Source organism: Paraburkholderia sp. BR10936 (assembly GCF_040965735.1).
GTDB classification, from domain to species: Bacteria; Pseudomonadota; Gammaproteobacteria; order Burkholderiales; family Burkholderiaceae; genus Paraburkholderia; species Paraburkholderia nodosa_A.
In genome coordinates this window covers 221538-235889 of record NZ_JBFRCM010000013.1, presented here as the reverse complement: position 1 = coordinate 235889, position 14352 = coordinate 221538, and the positions used below count along the sequence as shown (strand labels likewise).

14 protein-coding genes and 1 pseudogene are annotated in these 14352 nt (G+C 61.9%); 5 read left to right on the top strand and 10 right to left on the bottom strand.

Annotation, left to right across the window (positions count from 1 at the left end):
* Window positions 1-4 precede the first annotated feature (4 nt).
* The 3 genes from AB4Y36_RS26010 to AB4Y36_RS26000 form a co-directional block, all read right to left on the bottom strand.
* On the bottom strand, window positions 5-319 hold the full coding sequence (locus AB4Y36_RS26010; RefSeq protein WP_368602160.1) for a DUF4148 domain-containing protein: 315 nt from the start codon (window positions 317-319) through the stop codon (window positions 5-7).
* Between the two features lie 162 nt (window positions 320-481).
* Window positions 482-973 (bottom strand): aminoacyl-tRNA deacylase, encoded by a 492-nt coding sequence (locus tag AB4Y36_RS26005; RefSeq protein WP_069266391.1) that lies wholly within the window; start codon window positions 971-973, stop codon window positions 482-484.
* A gap of 128 nt (window positions 974-1101) precedes the next feature.
* Complete coding sequence (locus tag AB4Y36_RS26000; RefSeq protein WP_368684502.1) at window positions 1102-1422, bottom strand: DUF4148 domain-containing protein; 321 nt, start codon at window positions 1420-1422, stop codon at window positions 1102-1104.
* Window positions 1423-1729: 307 nt separating this feature from the next.
* On the opposite strand from AB4Y36_RS26000, the gene AB4Y36_RS25995 reads away from it, so the two are divergent.
* Window positions 1730-2881 (top strand): MFS transporter, encoded by a 1152-nt coding sequence (locus AB4Y36_RS25995; protein WP_368684539.1) that lies wholly within the window; start codon window positions 1730-1732, stop codon window positions 2879-2881.
* Window positions 2882-2937: 56 nt separating this feature from the next.
* Here the strand turns inward: AB4Y36_RS25995 and ccsB are convergent, their stop codons facing one another.
* From ccsB to AB4Y36_RS25975, 4 genes are all read right to left on the bottom strand, one after another.
* Window positions 2938-4128 carry a c-type cytochrome biogenesis protein CcsB gene (ccsB, locus tag AB4Y36_RS25990; RefSeq protein WP_368602337.1) on the bottom strand — a complete coding sequence of 397 codons (1191 nt, stop codon included), beginning with the start codon at window positions 4126-4128 and terminating at the stop codon, window positions 2938-2940.
* Window positions 4129-4216: 88 nt separating this feature from the next.
* Entirely contained in the window at window positions 4217-4888 is a 672-nt protein-coding gene (locus AB4Y36_RS25985; RefSeq protein WP_368602159.1) for a cytochrome c, read from the bottom strand.
* Between the two features lie 52 nt (window positions 4889-4940).
* Window positions 4941-6449: a cytochrome C gene (locus AB4Y36_RS25980; RefSeq protein WP_256094851.1), complete on the bottom strand. Its 1509-nt coding sequence runs from the start codon at window positions 6447-6449 to the stop codon at window positions 4941-4943.
* A gap of 453 nt (window positions 6450-6902) precedes the next feature.
* Window positions 6903-7970, bottom strand: a complete 1068-nt coding sequence (locus tag AB4Y36_RS25975; protein WP_368602158.1) for a purine nucleoside permease — start codon at window positions 7968-7970, stop codon at window positions 6903-6905.
* Between the two features lie 41 nt (window positions 7971-8011).
* Between AB4Y36_RS25975 and AB4Y36_RS25970 the strand changes: the two genes are divergently transcribed.
* Both AB4Y36_RS25970 and AB4Y36_RS25965 read left to right on the top strand, forming a co-directional pair.
* Entirely contained in the window at window positions 8012-9616 is a 1605-nt protein-coding gene (locus AB4Y36_RS25970) for a metallophosphoesterase (protein ID WP_368684501.1), read from the top strand.
* 428 nt (window positions 9617-10044) lie between these two features.
* On the top strand, window positions 10045-11202 hold the full coding sequence (locus AB4Y36_RS25965) for a hypothetical protein (RefSeq protein WP_368684500.1): 1158 nt from the start codon (window positions 10045-10047) through the stop codon (window positions 11200-11202).
* Window positions 11203-11300: 98 nt separating this feature from the next.
* On the opposite strand, the pseudogene AB4Y36_RS25960 reads toward AB4Y36_RS25965, so the two are convergent.
* Window positions 11301-11673: pseudogene (locus tag AB4Y36_RS25960) on the bottom strand (PaaI family thioesterase); the annotation flags it as partial.
* 11 nt (window positions 11674-11684) lie between these two features.
* A complete protein-coding gene (locus AB4Y36_RS25955; protein ID WP_342947246.1) occupies window positions 11685-11921 on the bottom strand; it encodes a hypothetical protein in 237 nt (78 codons plus the stop codon).
* 137 nt (window positions 11922-12058) lie between these two features.
* On the opposite strand from AB4Y36_RS25955, the gene AB4Y36_RS25950 reads away from it, so the two are divergent.
* Window positions 12059-12367, top strand: coding sequence for a DUF4148 domain-containing protein (locus AB4Y36_RS25950; RefSeq protein WP_342947245.1), 309 nt, complete (start codon window positions 12059-12061; stop codon window positions 12365-12367).
* Between the two features lie 24 nt (window positions 12368-12391).
* On the opposite strand, the gene AB4Y36_RS25945 is transcribed toward AB4Y36_RS25950, so the two are convergent.
* Window positions 12392-13225 carry an oxidoreductase gene (locus tag AB4Y36_RS25945; RefSeq protein WP_069266380.1) on the bottom strand — a complete coding sequence of 278 codons (834 nt, stop codon included), beginning with the start codon at window positions 13223-13225 and terminating at the stop codon, window positions 12392-12394.
* Window positions 13226-13319: 94 nt separating this feature from the next.
* Between AB4Y36_RS25945 and AB4Y36_RS25940 the strand changes: the two genes are divergently transcribed.
* Window positions 13320-14291 carry an AraC family transcriptional regulator N-terminal domain-containing protein gene (locus tag AB4Y36_RS25940; RefSeq protein WP_368684499.1) on the top strand — a complete coding sequence of 324 codons (972 nt, stop codon included), beginning with the start codon at window positions 13320-13322 and terminating at the stop codon, window positions 14289-14291.
* Window positions 14292-14352: the final 61 nt, after the last annotated feature.

Below are 14352 nucleotides of genomic sequence, written 5' to 3'. Positions count from 1 at the left end.
GCCGCTATTGACTGGCTCCCTGCCCAATCCCCGCCTTTTTTTGCGCGTTCTGGAGATCCTGCGGATAGTTCTGATCATTGGCGCGGCCGGGTTGATAGCCCGCGGCCTCCAGCTTCTTCAATTCGGCGTTCTTTTTCGCCCGGGCTTCCTTTCGGGCCTGCTTGCGCTCCGCTTTGGTTGGCTTCGCAGACGACGCGCCCCCCGGCACTGCGACATTGGCTGCACCCGAAGCGTCGTCCTGCGCGAAGGTTGGTGTCACTGTGCCACTCCCAAGCGATGCCGCGACGAGCAGGGCCGATATTTGTCTGGCGATAGGCATTTTCTCTCCTGTTCCCGGTTAATTGATACGATTGCGAGGACGGCGCCGTTAATCGTTGCTTACGCAACCACCCATGCGCACGAAACCAGGACGCGATTGCCCCGGCGCGATGTGGTCAATCGGCACCGCCCCCGCCTGAACGTACGCAGTTCGACTACTCACTCACGCACGTCCACCCATGCCTCGCATGCGTCTTGCGAAATGGGCTCGCTCCGCGTCGTCCATTAGCGCCAGAAACTGGTCCCCGTCCATATGAACCAGTTCTTCGTGATCGCCCGCCTCGAAGTAGACGTCCGGCTGGCCGGCCAGGTTCGTCTCGAGGTAGGTTTTCATCCCATACGCCGCACAGATCGGCGGCAGCGCCCCCGCATCGCAGTCCTTGAACAGCTCACGCAGCTCGTCTTCCGTAGCAAGGCCGAGCCTGCGCCCTGTCTTGTTCCAAAGCTCGGACAATTGCACGGCATAGGTTGACGGCAGCACGACGGCCACATAGCCGTGCTCGTCCTCGAGCAGCACCGTTTTTGCTAGACGGTCGCCGGGAATGTGCGCCGCAGCAGCACTTTCCATGCTCGAATGGCTGTATGGGTGGCGCACGATTTCGTAGCGTGAGCCCTTGCTGCGCAGGCGCTCCTGCAAAGTGGTCGACATCGACATGGCACACCTCCTGTCGAATGCGGAGAAGAAAACCAGCCTCCACTAATCCTTTCAGGATAGTCCACTCGCGAGAGACCCGGTAGCAGAACTCCGCGTTGTTGCCGGGAAGTGGAGCGAATCCACCTTTCTCACCCGGGCGCAGACGGGTGGCACTCCGTGTTGAACCAATAGTCGACCACGCGCTGCGCCGCCTGCAGATCGTCTGGGTAGTACGGGTCGTCGTACCAGGGTGACGGGTTGTAACCCGCTTTCCTCAGGGCCGCCAGTTCGCTTTGTTGCTGCGCCATCGTCGGTGGCGCGTTGCTTCTGAGCGCAGCCAGGTCACGGCACTCGGTTGGGCTCAGATGTGGCCCGCTTTGTTGCACGCTTTGTGACACGCCGATGGCACATCCCGCCAGCAGGAGCGCCAACGCAGTCAGCGTCGGGGACATTCTCGAGAGGCTCTTCATGGCGCATCTCCACGCGTCTGATGGGCGCAGCGCAACCCAGGGTTCCATCGCGCCGCAACTCCATGTTACGTGCATGCGAGCCAACGGGCAGGCGAGGCGGAAACACGAATCAGTCGCGACCGATGCAGCCGCAACGCATGGAAGAACTGCGGTAGGATCAGCTTGCTGCACGAGCCGCTGCTGGTGACGGCATTGGACATTGTCGTCATCGCCCTCACGTGGCACGAGTACACGTATCTCCGGAGCAAGCGCAGTGCTGCCTGAGACGCCCGCTACCTCACGCATCCCCATTCCCCGCGCGGTACGCATGCTGGGATACGTGAGCCTTTTCATGGACCTTTCCTCCGAACTCATTCACGCGCTGCTACCTGTCTTCCTCGTCACCACGATGGGTATGAGCGTGAGCGCGCTGGGCTTGCTCGAAGGGGCCGCCGAAGCGACGGCGATGATCGTCAGGATCTTCTCGGGCCCCGTGAGCGACTGGCTCGGCAAGCGCAAGGCGCTGTTGCTGCTCGGCTACGGGCTGGGCGCGCTGTCCAAGCCGCTTTTTCCGCTGGCGCACACGCCCGCGCTTGTCGCGGTGGCGCGTCTCATCGACCGTGCCGGCAAGGGAATTCGCGGTGCGCCGCGCGACGCGCTCCTCGCGGATGTCGCGCCGCCGGAGATTCGCGGTGCGTGCTATGGGCTCAGACAGTCGATGGATACGATAGGCGCGTTCGCCGGGCCCCTCGTGGCCATCGTGCTGATGCTGCGCTTCTCGGATCACATCCGCGCCGTCCTCTGGTTCGCTGTCGTGCCAGCCGTCATTGCGGTCGGTCTGATTGTGTTCGGCATCGAGGAGCCGGCTCATGAACAGGCGTCTCGCAGCTTCCGGTCACCGCTGCGCTGGAAAGCGTTGCGGGAATTTCCGGGGCGCTACTGGTTCGTGGTCGCGATAGGCGCGACCTTCACCCTCGCGCGCTTCAGCGAAGCGTTCCTTGTGTTGCGCGCCCAGCAGACCGGCATCGATATCGCGTGGATTCCCGGCGTCATGGTGGTGATGAGTCTCGCCTATGCACTTAGTGCGTACCCCGCGGGCGCGCTGTCCGATCGAACCGACCGTCGCGTTTTGCTTGCGCTCGGCATCGTCACACTGATCGCGGCGGATCTGGTGCTCGGCGCGAGTGCGTCGATCATCACCGTGCTCATCGGCGTCGCACTGTGGGGCCTGCACATGGGGCTCACGCAAGGCCTTCTCGCTGCGATGGTCGCCGAAACCGCGCCGCAATCGCTCAGGGGCACGGCGTTCGGCGTCTTCAATCTCGCAAGCGGCATCTGCCTGCTGTTTGCAAGCGTCATCGCCGGCTGGTTGTGGGATCGGCACGGCGCGTCCACCACATTCTTTGCCGACGCCGTCCTGGCACTGCTCCCCCTCGTAATGTGCCGCTTCGCACCGCGCCTCGCGAAGCTCAAACCCTGATAGGGCCTTGTGGCGAGAACAGAAGCTTCATACGTCATCGCATTCGTTCGTTATCCTCATAGGCGGCCGTAGCTATGCAACCCGGACAGGAACATATTCACCCCGAGGAATGCGAAGGCGGTGACCATCAGGCCCGTGAGCGCCCACCACGCGGCAACATGCCCCCGCAACCCCTTCATCAGCCGCATATGCAGCCAGGCCGCATAATTCAGCCAGACGATCAGCGCCCACGTTTCCTTCGGATCCCAGCTCCAGTAACCGCCCCACGCCTCGGCAGCCCACAGCGCGCCGAGAATCGTCGCAATGGTGAAAAACCCAAAACCGACAGCGGTCGACTTGTACATGACGTCGTCGAGCACATCGAGCGTCGGCAGCCGGTCCGACAGCACACCCCGCTCCTTCAGCAGGTACGCCACGCCGACCATTGCGGACAGCGCAAAACTGCCGTAGCCGATGAAGTTGGCCGGGACGTGAATCTTCATCCACCAGCTTTGTAGCGCCGGCACCAGCGGCTGGATCTGCTGCGCGTCGCGTGCGATCGAGTACCACATCAGGAACCCGACCGACGCGCTGATCACGAGCAACACGAAGGCGCCAAGCGAGCGCGTGTTGTAGTGCTCCTCGTAGTACAGGTAAAAGAGCGCCGTGATCACGCAGAACAGCACGAACACTTCATAGAGATTCGAAATCGGAATGTGGCCGACGTCCGCACCGATCAGATACGACTCATACCACCGCACCATCATCCCGACGAAACCCATCAATACCGCGGCCCACGTCAGCTTCGAGCCGATTGCGCCGCCAGACGGCGAGCGCGACAGCGTGCCCAGCCAGTAAAACAAGGTGGCGAGCACGAAAAGCACGCTCATCCAGAGAATGGCCGACTGGCTGGACAGGCAATACTTCAGGAAGAACGTGCTGTTGGCGCGCCCCAGGTCGCCCTGGTACAACTGGATTGCAAACAGCGACAGCGCTGCGATTGCCGCGATCAGCAGCCGTGCCGGCTTCCAGCGCCAGCCGAGCACGACGAAGGCCGGCACCGAGCACACCAGCACCAGTTGGTCATAGACGCTCATGTACGCGTGGTAGCGCGACAAGGCAAAGCCAGCGCCTCCAACCATCGCAAGGGCAAACAGCCAGTCGAATGCACCGAGGCGCCTCGCAAAGGGGCGTTCGTCGGACAGCAGGCTCGTTTGAGCCGCTCGCCACGTGGATCGTGGCCGATGTAGTGCCGCTGGCGTCGCCATCGCAGCATCGGAAGACGGTGAGGATGATTTCATGGCATTCGCTATTCAAAGACGACGTCGAAAGATCGCGGTCTGCGCGCCTGATTGCTCATCGATCGTCTGCCGGACTGACGGACGCCTCCCCTTCCGGCGGGAACACCTCGACGTAGGCCGCGACGGCACGCATGTCACGGTCCGACATGTTGGCGCACACAGCCTTCATGACTGCGCCGCGAGGCCGGGTATCCGTTTGCTGGAAGACCTTGAGCTGCTTCATGACGTAGTCCGCGTGCTGGCCCGCGAGCCGGGGAAACTGATTTATCCCTTCGCCATGCTGTCCATGGCAAGCCATGCACGCCGAGACGCCCTTGTCCGGCAGGCCCGAATGATAGATCGCGTTGCCTTCGTTGATGAGCGCGAGATCGCTCGCTTCGCCGAGAACCGCGGGTTGACTCGAGAAGTACGTCGCGAGCTCGTCGATCTGCGCGTCGGTCAAATGGGTGAATCCCCACATGAAACGCTGCGCATTCGGGTCGGCCCGCGAATGACTCTTGAAGTCCGTCAGTTGATCGACCAGATATTCCTTGCGCTGCCCGGCGAGCTTCGGAAACGTAGGCGACACCGAAACGCCGTTCACACCATGGCAGTTCGAGCACACCTGCAAGGCGATGGTCTTTCCGCGCACCTGCGGGTTATCGACCTGTCGCGAATGCTCGAGGTCCTGACACGCCGACCCGGCCAGCAGCATCCCAATGGAGACGATATGCGTCACCTTGTTCATGGCAACAACCTCCTTGCTGCAGCCTTTGCTGTCCCCGGTAGCCACTGGGACATCACCATGAAGCAGCCCACAGATAGATGAAAAGCGTGTCGTTGTCTCTCGCATTACGGCCCGCGCCGTCGTAATTCGACGTCGCACCGAGAAATTTGGTGTAGTGCGTGTACTGAATACCTATCCGGATGCGTTGATTCGGTATCCAGAATATTTCTGGCGTCCATCCCTGCGTATTGGGGTGGAAATTCGCGCTGGCCGCGTAGGCCGTGCTGTCTGGACTACCTGTCGTATTGAAGAACGAAAGACTGAACCCGTACTTGGCCTGATACACATACGATGCCTTGATCCTCAACGAGTCGAGATTCCCCGACGTGCTGTCGCTCAGGACCAGATTATTCGGATCGTGGACGTTCTCACGCACGTAGCGGGCTTGCGCGGTGATCGTGTGCGGCTCGAGCAGGTACTCGTACTGCGCGTCCACGCCGTAATCGCGGTAGCGCGTCACGCCCTGCGTAAAGATCGGGAACTGGTTCGAGTCGTTCGGATAGATGTTCACGTTCAACAGGAACGCGCCGACCATTGCGCTATGAGGCCCCCAGTCCCGCGTCAACGCAATGCGTGCATACGGGTTGTAACCGCGCAGATAAATTTGCGGGTGAGCCGCGTTTCCTTCCCGGTTGCCGTGACTCATGAACGACCAGATGCCATCGGCCGTGCTGTACGCGGTCAGTTCGGCGTAGACCGTCTTGTTCCAGTACAGGTAGCCGCCGAAACCTACCACCTGCGACGCAAGACTTCCCTCGATAACGGGAAGATTGGGGATTTTGGCAACCGGACTGATCGTCGATGAAATGTACGGATAACCCCATGCCGGCGCGGAGTTCCAGACATCCTGCACGGTTGGATTGTTGTGCAGCGTTGCTCCGAGGATCAGGTCGTTCGCTTCGCCCATGATCCGGTCCACGAACCGGAAGTCTGTATTGTCGGATGCCCAGTGGCCTTCCCATTTGTTCGTTTCGCCATTCTGATGGTCGTAGTTCGTGTAGGTGAACTGCGTAAATGCACCAATTTTGTCGGTGATCTTTCCGGCAAGAAAGATGCTCGCAAAGTCGAAGATCGGCAGACCATTCTTGGTGTTGATGGTGTTGCCGCTCGCATCAGTATTGACTCGCGTCTGGCTCAGATTGCCGATTGCCATTGCGGCAATCGGGATCGTGCGTTCACCGAGCGTATAACCGGTGAGCTTGAACATTCGCCCATATGGCGTGAGCTCAGGAAATTGTCCCCCGGCGTGGCAAGCCACACAACTCTGGCCGGTTTGGCGCGCGAAGATCGGCAGCGCGTGTGCGATGGTCGCCGGCAACAACGCGAGCAACACGAATGCGAGTGCCCAGCCACAGAACAGCCAGTGATGAAATGCTGCATGGCTGACGAGTAACTTTGTCATGGCTGCCACTCCTGCGCCGCATGGAGCAAATACATCGCGTCGGCAGTGAGAGCTGGAGTCCGTATTCCGTGTGCCGCGGCGATCGAGGAGCGCGAGGCTCCAACTGGTGAAACCGTTCACGATGAACCCTTTGCACGCACGCGACGTCTTCATTGTGCAAACGCGCAATCAGAATCGCGATGGGTCAACCCCCTCTATTTTTGGTAGGGGGCTCGCTAGCGACATGAACTGAATGCGGACAGTAAACGTGAAGTTTCCATTCGACACCTCCTGCGCGTACGATGGACCTGATCGATCATGACGGGTCGCGCAGCGTTGCTTCGCGCGACTCGCGTCCTGCGTAAACGAGAAGGCACCTCGAATATTCCCGCCGGGTTGTGGCGCGCCAATGGAAAGGCATCCGAAAGAATGCCTGGATAGATGAAGAAAGTTGAGCCGGTGCCGCAAGACGCCACCCGCCTGCGCTGGTTTACACGTGACCACCGCCCACGACGCAGCACATGAATCAATGGCGCAGACACGCGATGCGTGCGCGGGCCGGCACCCGGCCCGCGTCACCGCACCTGCATTGCGTTACCGCTGCGGTACGCCGTTGCGCCACTCGCCCCAATGCGTGACGATGTCCTGAACCAGCGGATTGCCCGCGAGGAACAGATTATCGATCGCGATCGTGAAGCCGCCTTGCGACGCGTAGTTGAGCAGATTATCGGCGCTCGACTGGCCCGCATACGGCCGGTCGAAGTCCGAGCCGGCGCGCAGCACCGCGACGCGATTCAGGTCGACGCGATGCACGTTTGCCGCACGTGTCAGCGCCTCGAAGGTGGCGTTGTCCTCCTGCTGCGTCGTGCAATAGGTGCCCTTGCCGTCGGTCAGAATCTTCGTCCATTGCCGCGCTCGCTCGCCGAGGTCGGTGCCTGACCACCAGGTGTCGCCCGCGAGCGTGTCGCACTGGATCACGCTCGGCGGACGGTTCGCGGGTGCATAGCTGTACCTGGCGCGCGCGGCCTGCGCCTGGGCGTCATCGGTGAGCGTCACGTTGCGAGACAACGCGAATGCCGCCTTCGTGAGCGCGGGGTTCAACTGGAACACTTCGGTGCGATAGTCGAGCGGCGGCTTCTGCGTCGGGCCCGTCGTGTTGATGCCGAGATAGCCGGTGTTCCAGCCCGCCGGAATTTCGCGTCCGTCGATCTCCCACTGAATCCCGAAGTCGACGAGCCAGTTCGCCCACGCAGCGGAACCCACGGTCCCCTGAAGCGGATCGATACCGGCGATGCCCGCCACCATGAAGTATGTGTGGCGCAAGTCGAAACGCGGCGAGAACGTCAGCGCCATGATCGACGCGGCGGCGTTCGCGTGCCCCATGCCCGTCGTCATCACGCAGATATCCTGCCGGTTGCAATGCACGGCCGGGTAATCGGGGGACAGACCCGCGACGGTGATGTCCTGCCACGGTCCGAGATGATCGAGCCACACCTGCCCTTCCGGACCGAACATCGAAATGATCATCACCTTGACTGCTCGGCCATGCGACGCGTCGTCGTCCTGCGCGAAGCTGTCTTCGGCATGCGCGATGGCAGGTGCAGCGGCCGCGCCGGCCACGAGCAACGATGAAATCACTGCGCCAAAAGCACGATTTAGCATAAAAGGTCCCACCTGTCATGTAAGAACCGCGGTTACGAAACGTGAATCGCGTGCCGTGTTGTCGACTGAGGTCGTGGTTTTTTCTCGGCGTGCAGCGTGGGACCTGGGCATGCGCCATTCAGGCGAGAGTGAGTATAAGCGGAGAAAAAAATCGCCTGTTACGACCTGCAACGACTACGACTGAACCTCTCCCGCAAGCCACCGTCTCACCCGGAGCATTCGGCAGGGGATCGCGTCAGTCAAACGCGGTCCCGCCTTTCAACCGCGATCGGAGGAAACAAAACATGCCAAAGAAGCGCTCAGTTCGAACGTCAGCCAGCAATGGCAGTGACGGCGGCAACGGCCGCGTTCTCGCCGCCCCCGTCTTCTCGCAACCGCAGCCAACGCCAGATCCGCAAACCTTCATCGTCAGGCACGCCTCCGATGTGGCGGCCTACCGGATGATCGACGAACTCAACCGCGAGCACAAACTCAAGGCCCTTCCGTTTCCTGCGCCGCGCGGCGGCGTCGAGCCCCGCCTGACACTCGCGGACGTGATCGACAACGATCAGACCGTCCTCGACCAGATCAACGCGAACGCACAGATCGTTTTTCACTCGACGGGCGATTGCGGCAGTACCCGCGGCCCCAAAACGCAGAACGAAGTCTCCGACAAGATGGTCAGCGACTTCGACGAAACCGATCCTGCCGAAGTGCCGCAATTCAACTTTCTGCTGGGCGACATTGTCTACAGCTTCGGCGAAGCGCAGTACTACTACGACCAGTTCTACGAACCCTATCGCGACTATCACGCACCGATCCTCGCCGTTGCCGGCAATCATGACGGGATGATCTCGCCTTTGCAGCACGAAAAGAGTTTGCAGGCGTTTCTGCGAAACTTCTGCTCCGACTGCTTTCAGGTCTCTCCCGATGCAGGCAATCTTTCGCGTACTGCGCAAATTCAGCCGGGCGTCTTCTTTACATTCGAAGCGCCGTTCGTGCGCATCATCGCGTTGTATAGCAATACGCTCGAAGATCCTGGCGTGATCTCGAACAGCGACATCGGCAACAGCCAGCTGAAGTTTCTCAAGGCGGCGTTGACGCGGGTGAAAAAGGAGGGCTACAGGGGCGCATTACTGTTCGCGCATCATCATCCGCCGTATGTCGCTCGCGGACGTCACGGCTGGAGTATCGAGATGCAGCAGCAGATCGATGCGATATGCGAAGAGGTGGGCGTATGGCCTCATGCCGATCTTGCGGGACACGCGCACAACTATCAGCGCTTTACTCGCACGCGTCCGGACGGCACCCACATTCCGTACATCGTGTGCGGCAACGGCGGACACAACGTACAACGACTGACCACCAACGGGCAACCGCCGCTTCGTGCACCGCAACTGATCCAGGCGGCAACGAAGACCACCGATGCCGTCGTCATCGAAAACTACGACGACCAGAATTACGGCTATTTGCGCATCGTCGCAAACGCCACGCAGTTGCGGATCGAATATCACGCTGCCGTCGACGGACCGTATACCAAAGCGCCCGACGACCAGGTGACCGTCGATCTGGCCACACGCCAGCTTTCCCACTACGTGGCCCGCAATGCTGGCATACCGGCACTCGCCACGCGCATCCGCGAATTTGCGCAAAGCGGGAAACTCTGACGCCGATCGGAACGTCAGCCCCGGTGTTCCGAGGAACTCTGTGGCTCCTCCAGGTTCCTCTTCTCCGGGAATCTGCGCACGGTTCATGCTGGCCCGGCGATTGATAAAGACTCTTATTCAAGCCCAGCACTCGGCAGGGATCACGCACGTGACATGTGGTCAGATCCGTACATGACGCCTGGAGACTTTGCCGATGCCAATTCTTCAAAATGCCATCGGCGAAAACACCCCACCGTACCAGGAAACGCCAGGGTGAGCGCGGCTGCATCGGGCGATGCATCGTATTTTTCGTAGTTATCCTTACTAGAATCGATTCCCCTGCTCATCGTGGCACATCGTATGCGCGAGACGGCTGCTGGCCTACGCGCAGAATTCGAGCGTGCACCGGCGCACTTTCGAAGCGGTTTGTAGGAAGAAAGGGGCGGACGATGAACCGAGCGACGAAATACACGGCGACATGGGTGGTGGCTTTAGCGCTGTCCGGTGCGGCTTACGCAGCGGCGGGTGGCAACGGCGGCGGCGGTGGCGGTGGCGGTGGCGGCCACGGTGGCGGCGCGGGCGGCAACGGCGGTGGCCACGGTGCTGGCGCAGGCGCAGGCGTGGGTGGCAACGGCAACGGCAACGGCAATGGCAATGGCAACGGCAATGGCGGCCACGGTGCGGGCGTCGGTGCGGGCGTCGGTGCGGGCGTCGGTGCGGGCGTGGGTGGCAATGGCGCGGGGGTCGGTGCGGGCGTCGGTGCGGGTGTAGGTGGCAACGGTGCAGGTGCGGGATCGGGAGCGGGCTCCGGCGGCAATGGTGCCGGGTCAGGCGGCAACGGTGCGGGCTCGGGAGGCAGCGGTTCCGGCTCCGGTGGTGCCGGTGCCGGTTCGGGCGGCGCGGGTGCGGGTGCGGGTGCGGGTGCGGGTGCGGGTGCGGGTGCGGGTGCGGGTGCGGGTGCGGGTGCGGGTGCGGGCTCCGGCGGCAATGGTGCGGGCTCGGGGGGTAGCGGTTCCGGCTCCGGTGGCGCCGGTGCCGGTTCGGGTGGCAATGGTGCGGGTTCGGGAGGGGGCGGCCACGGTGCCGGCAGCTCTGGCGCAGGCAGCTCTGGCGCAGGCAGCTCTGGCGCAGGCAGCTCTGGCGCAGGCAGCTCCGGTGCAGGCAATTCGGGCACGGGTAGCGCAGGTGGAGGCGCCGGCGGTGGTAATGCGAGTGCTGGCGGCCCTGGCGTGGCATCGGCCAGCGCCCTGGGAAGCATGTTCGCCCGGCTGCGCATGAGGCAGAACGTAGTCGCGGTAATGCCCCGGACCGCGCCGAACTCCATCGCGCACCCCGCGCCGGCAACATACGGCCAACCGAGGGCGGGTGCGGGCGGTAGCACAAACGCCTCCTCGACGGCGACCTCGGATACCGGCTACGGCCCGCCAGGCGCCGTTGGCACGGGCACGGGCACTCGTAGTACGGCAGCCGCCATACCGGTCAGCAGCCAGTACGGCCCGCCGGGTGGCGTCAGCCCGAGTCCCGGTTCGGGTCCCTGGGGCGGCTTCGCCGTGGATACGGGCGGTATTGAACCACCGATCCTGACCCCCAACGGGCCGGTCAAGTGATCGAGGACGGCTGCCACGCCGAAGCGTCATAGCGACAGGGTTGGTGCTGCCGTTGCATCTTCCGCTTCGTGGGGTGGTTCCAGGCGAGTATTTCCGGATCAGCGAGTGATGCTTGCGCCCGGCTCGATGGGTTGAGCCGGGATGTGCCCTCTCTTCAAAAAGCAGGTTGCGGTAGCGGTCGCTAACAGCTTTCCATCGAAGGACTTCAATGTACCCTCCGAGGTCGCGATGTTTCGAGAGATGTGGACCGAGCGAGCCTCGGCCACCAGATCCTGACCGATCGGTACGGGTCGCAACATCTAGACTTGCAGATCGATCGTGCCGTATCCAACGCCCGCTTCCAGCATCGAATGAACTGCGCAGCCCGTTGCGGAGTCGAGTACCGTTGCCGCGAAGCCGCCGTGGACGCCGCCAAGAGGGTTGAAATGTTGCTTCCCCGCGCGCTGAAAGCTTTACATAGCCTGGATCGACGTCCAGAAACGTCATCGGTGGAATACATTGCTATGTCGTCGTCCTTGCTTGCGTCGCGCCGAAGTCAGCGCGACCGCAGATCGCTCGACAGCGTCGGCGATCCGCTTCGACAGCGCCGGATCCGGCACCGCGCGCGCCAGCGTGACTCCGCCCGACAACATCGCAAGCAGCGCGATCGCACGGTCGTCGCGCACCGCGCCGGGTTCGTCGGGCAGCCCCGCCGAGACCTCCTCGATCGAGCGGCGCAACTCTGCCTCATAGGCTTCGCGAGTCTTTCGGTATCTACTGCGCCTCCCCCGCGACTTGTCTAAGGCAAAATAACGCGGAAATCACGCGCGACGGGTGGCACCGCTCGTCGCGCCAATCGCACGCGTGGAGATGCGCCATGGAACGCCGCCCGAAAAACCGCTTCATGCTGACGGCGCTGGCGCTCCAGCTGGCTGGATGTGCCGCCGGCGGCGTCCCACCAGGCGGGCCACATCTGAGCGCAACGGAGTGCCGTGACCTCGCCGCACTCAGGAGCAACGCGCCTCCGACGATGGCGCAACACCAAAGCGAGGTTGCAGCGTTGAGGAAGGCAGGCTACGCCCCGTCACCATGGAACGACCCGTACTACCCCGAGGATCTACAAGTGGCGCAGCACCGGGTCGAGCAGTGGTTTGCAACGGAGTGCCAGCAGTCTCAAGCCGGGTGAGAAGCCCCGATACACCGGCAATCTTCAGCCGTCAGTCGAGACCGTCACGCTCTCCCAGGCACGAATTTCGTCTTCCAGCGCCGACAGCTTGTCCCTCACGAGCCCCAGAGCATCGCTACCGAGCAAAAGATGCGCGGGCGGGTGGTCCGCGGCTATTGCGGCAAGCATCGCGCGTGCAGCCTTTTGGGGATCGCCCAGTTGTTTGCCGCTTTTCTCCTCGCGCGCTTTGCGGACAGGGTCGAATATCGTGTCGTAATCCGGGATCGAACGCGGCGTCCGTTGCATCGAGCGACCGGCCCAGTCGGTGCGGAAGGAGCCAGGCGCGACGGCTGTCACCGCGATGCCCAAAGCCTTGACCTCTTTACCCAGCGCCTCGGAAATGCCCTCCAGTGCGAACTTGCTCCCGCAGTAATAACTGATGCCCGGCATGGTGATATAGCCGCCCATCGACGTGATGTTCAGAATGTGGCCACGCCTGCGCGCACGCATGAACGGCAGAACCGCCTTCATCATGGCGACAGCGCCAAACACATTGACGTCGAACTGTCTGCGCATTTCGGCCAGCGGCGATTCTTCCATGACGCCTTCATGCCCGTAGCCGGCGTTATTGACCAACACGTCGACCGGCCCGACGCTCGCCTCGATTTCCTCGACGATACCGTCGATCGCATCGAAGTCGGTCACATCGAGCACGCGTGCGAATGCGCAATCCGCAGAGAGAGACTCGAACTCGCGCTTCGCCTCCACACTTCTCACGGTACCGACGACTTTGTGACCTGCCACAAGCGCCTCTTGCGCAAGCGCGCGGCCAAAGCCGCTGCTTACGCCAGTGATGAGCAGAATTTTGCTGGACTCCATTGAAGCTTCTCCCGAATGTTGGCTGGTGAGTGCATACTAGTCTGACGCGCGGAGCGAGCAAAGCCAAATTCCGCTATTTTTCTTGCCTAAAACTATGATCACGAAGCGGGCCTCTACCCACAATCCCGACCTCCCGTCGCGCAGCCGCAAGCGCATCATTGCGTTGCTTCGCGCGTTGGCGCCCGAAGAGGGCTACAACCTCACCGCGCTGCCCGGCGTGCGTATTCTGCGTTCGAACCGGCCGCTGTCACGCACACCGGTGCTCTACGACCCCGGCATCGTGATCGTTTGCCAGGGAAGCAAGCGAGGCTATTTCGGCGACCATCTCTACCTGTACGACGAACAGCACTATCTCGCCGTGTCCGTGCCGGTTCCGTTCAGCATGGAAACCGATGCGACCGAGCAGCGGCCATTGCTTGCGCTCTACTTGCATCTCGATTTCACGCTGGCCGCGGAACTGGCGGTACAGATCGATCGCGAAGGCGTAACCGGGCACGTGCAAGCGCCCCAAAGCATGATGTCGACGCGGATGGATTACGCAATGCAGGTATCTGTGCTGCGCTTGCTCGAAGCGATGCATCGGCCTCTCGAAGCCGCAGTATTGGGCCCGTGCCTGCTGCGCGAACTCTATTTCCGGGTGCTCACAGGCGCACAAGGCGGCTCGATGCGCGAGGCTTTGGCGATGCGCGGTCAGTTCGGCCGAATTGGCAGATCGCTACGCCTGATCCATGCCGGCTATGCAAAGCCGCTGGACGTGATGCAGTTGGCGCAAGAAGCGGGCATGAGCGTTCCGAGCTTCCATAGCCACTTCAAGGCGATCACACAGGTTTCGCCTATGCAGTACGTCAAGTCGACGCGTTTGCATCAGGCTCGTCTGTTGATGCTCCGCCAGGACCTGACCGCCGAAGCAGCGAGCCTCGCAGTGGGTTACACAAGTGCATCGCAGTTCAGCAGGGAGTTCAAAAGACTCTTCGGCCTGACGCCTGCAGCGGAAACGAAGCGGATGCGCGCGAGCTTTGCCATTCCGGAGCCGTTAGCGGATGCGATATATGTTTCGTCGCATTGAGTCTGGCTCGCTTTGGGCTTAATGGGCGACAACGCTGCGGAAACGATGTCAACGGGCAGAG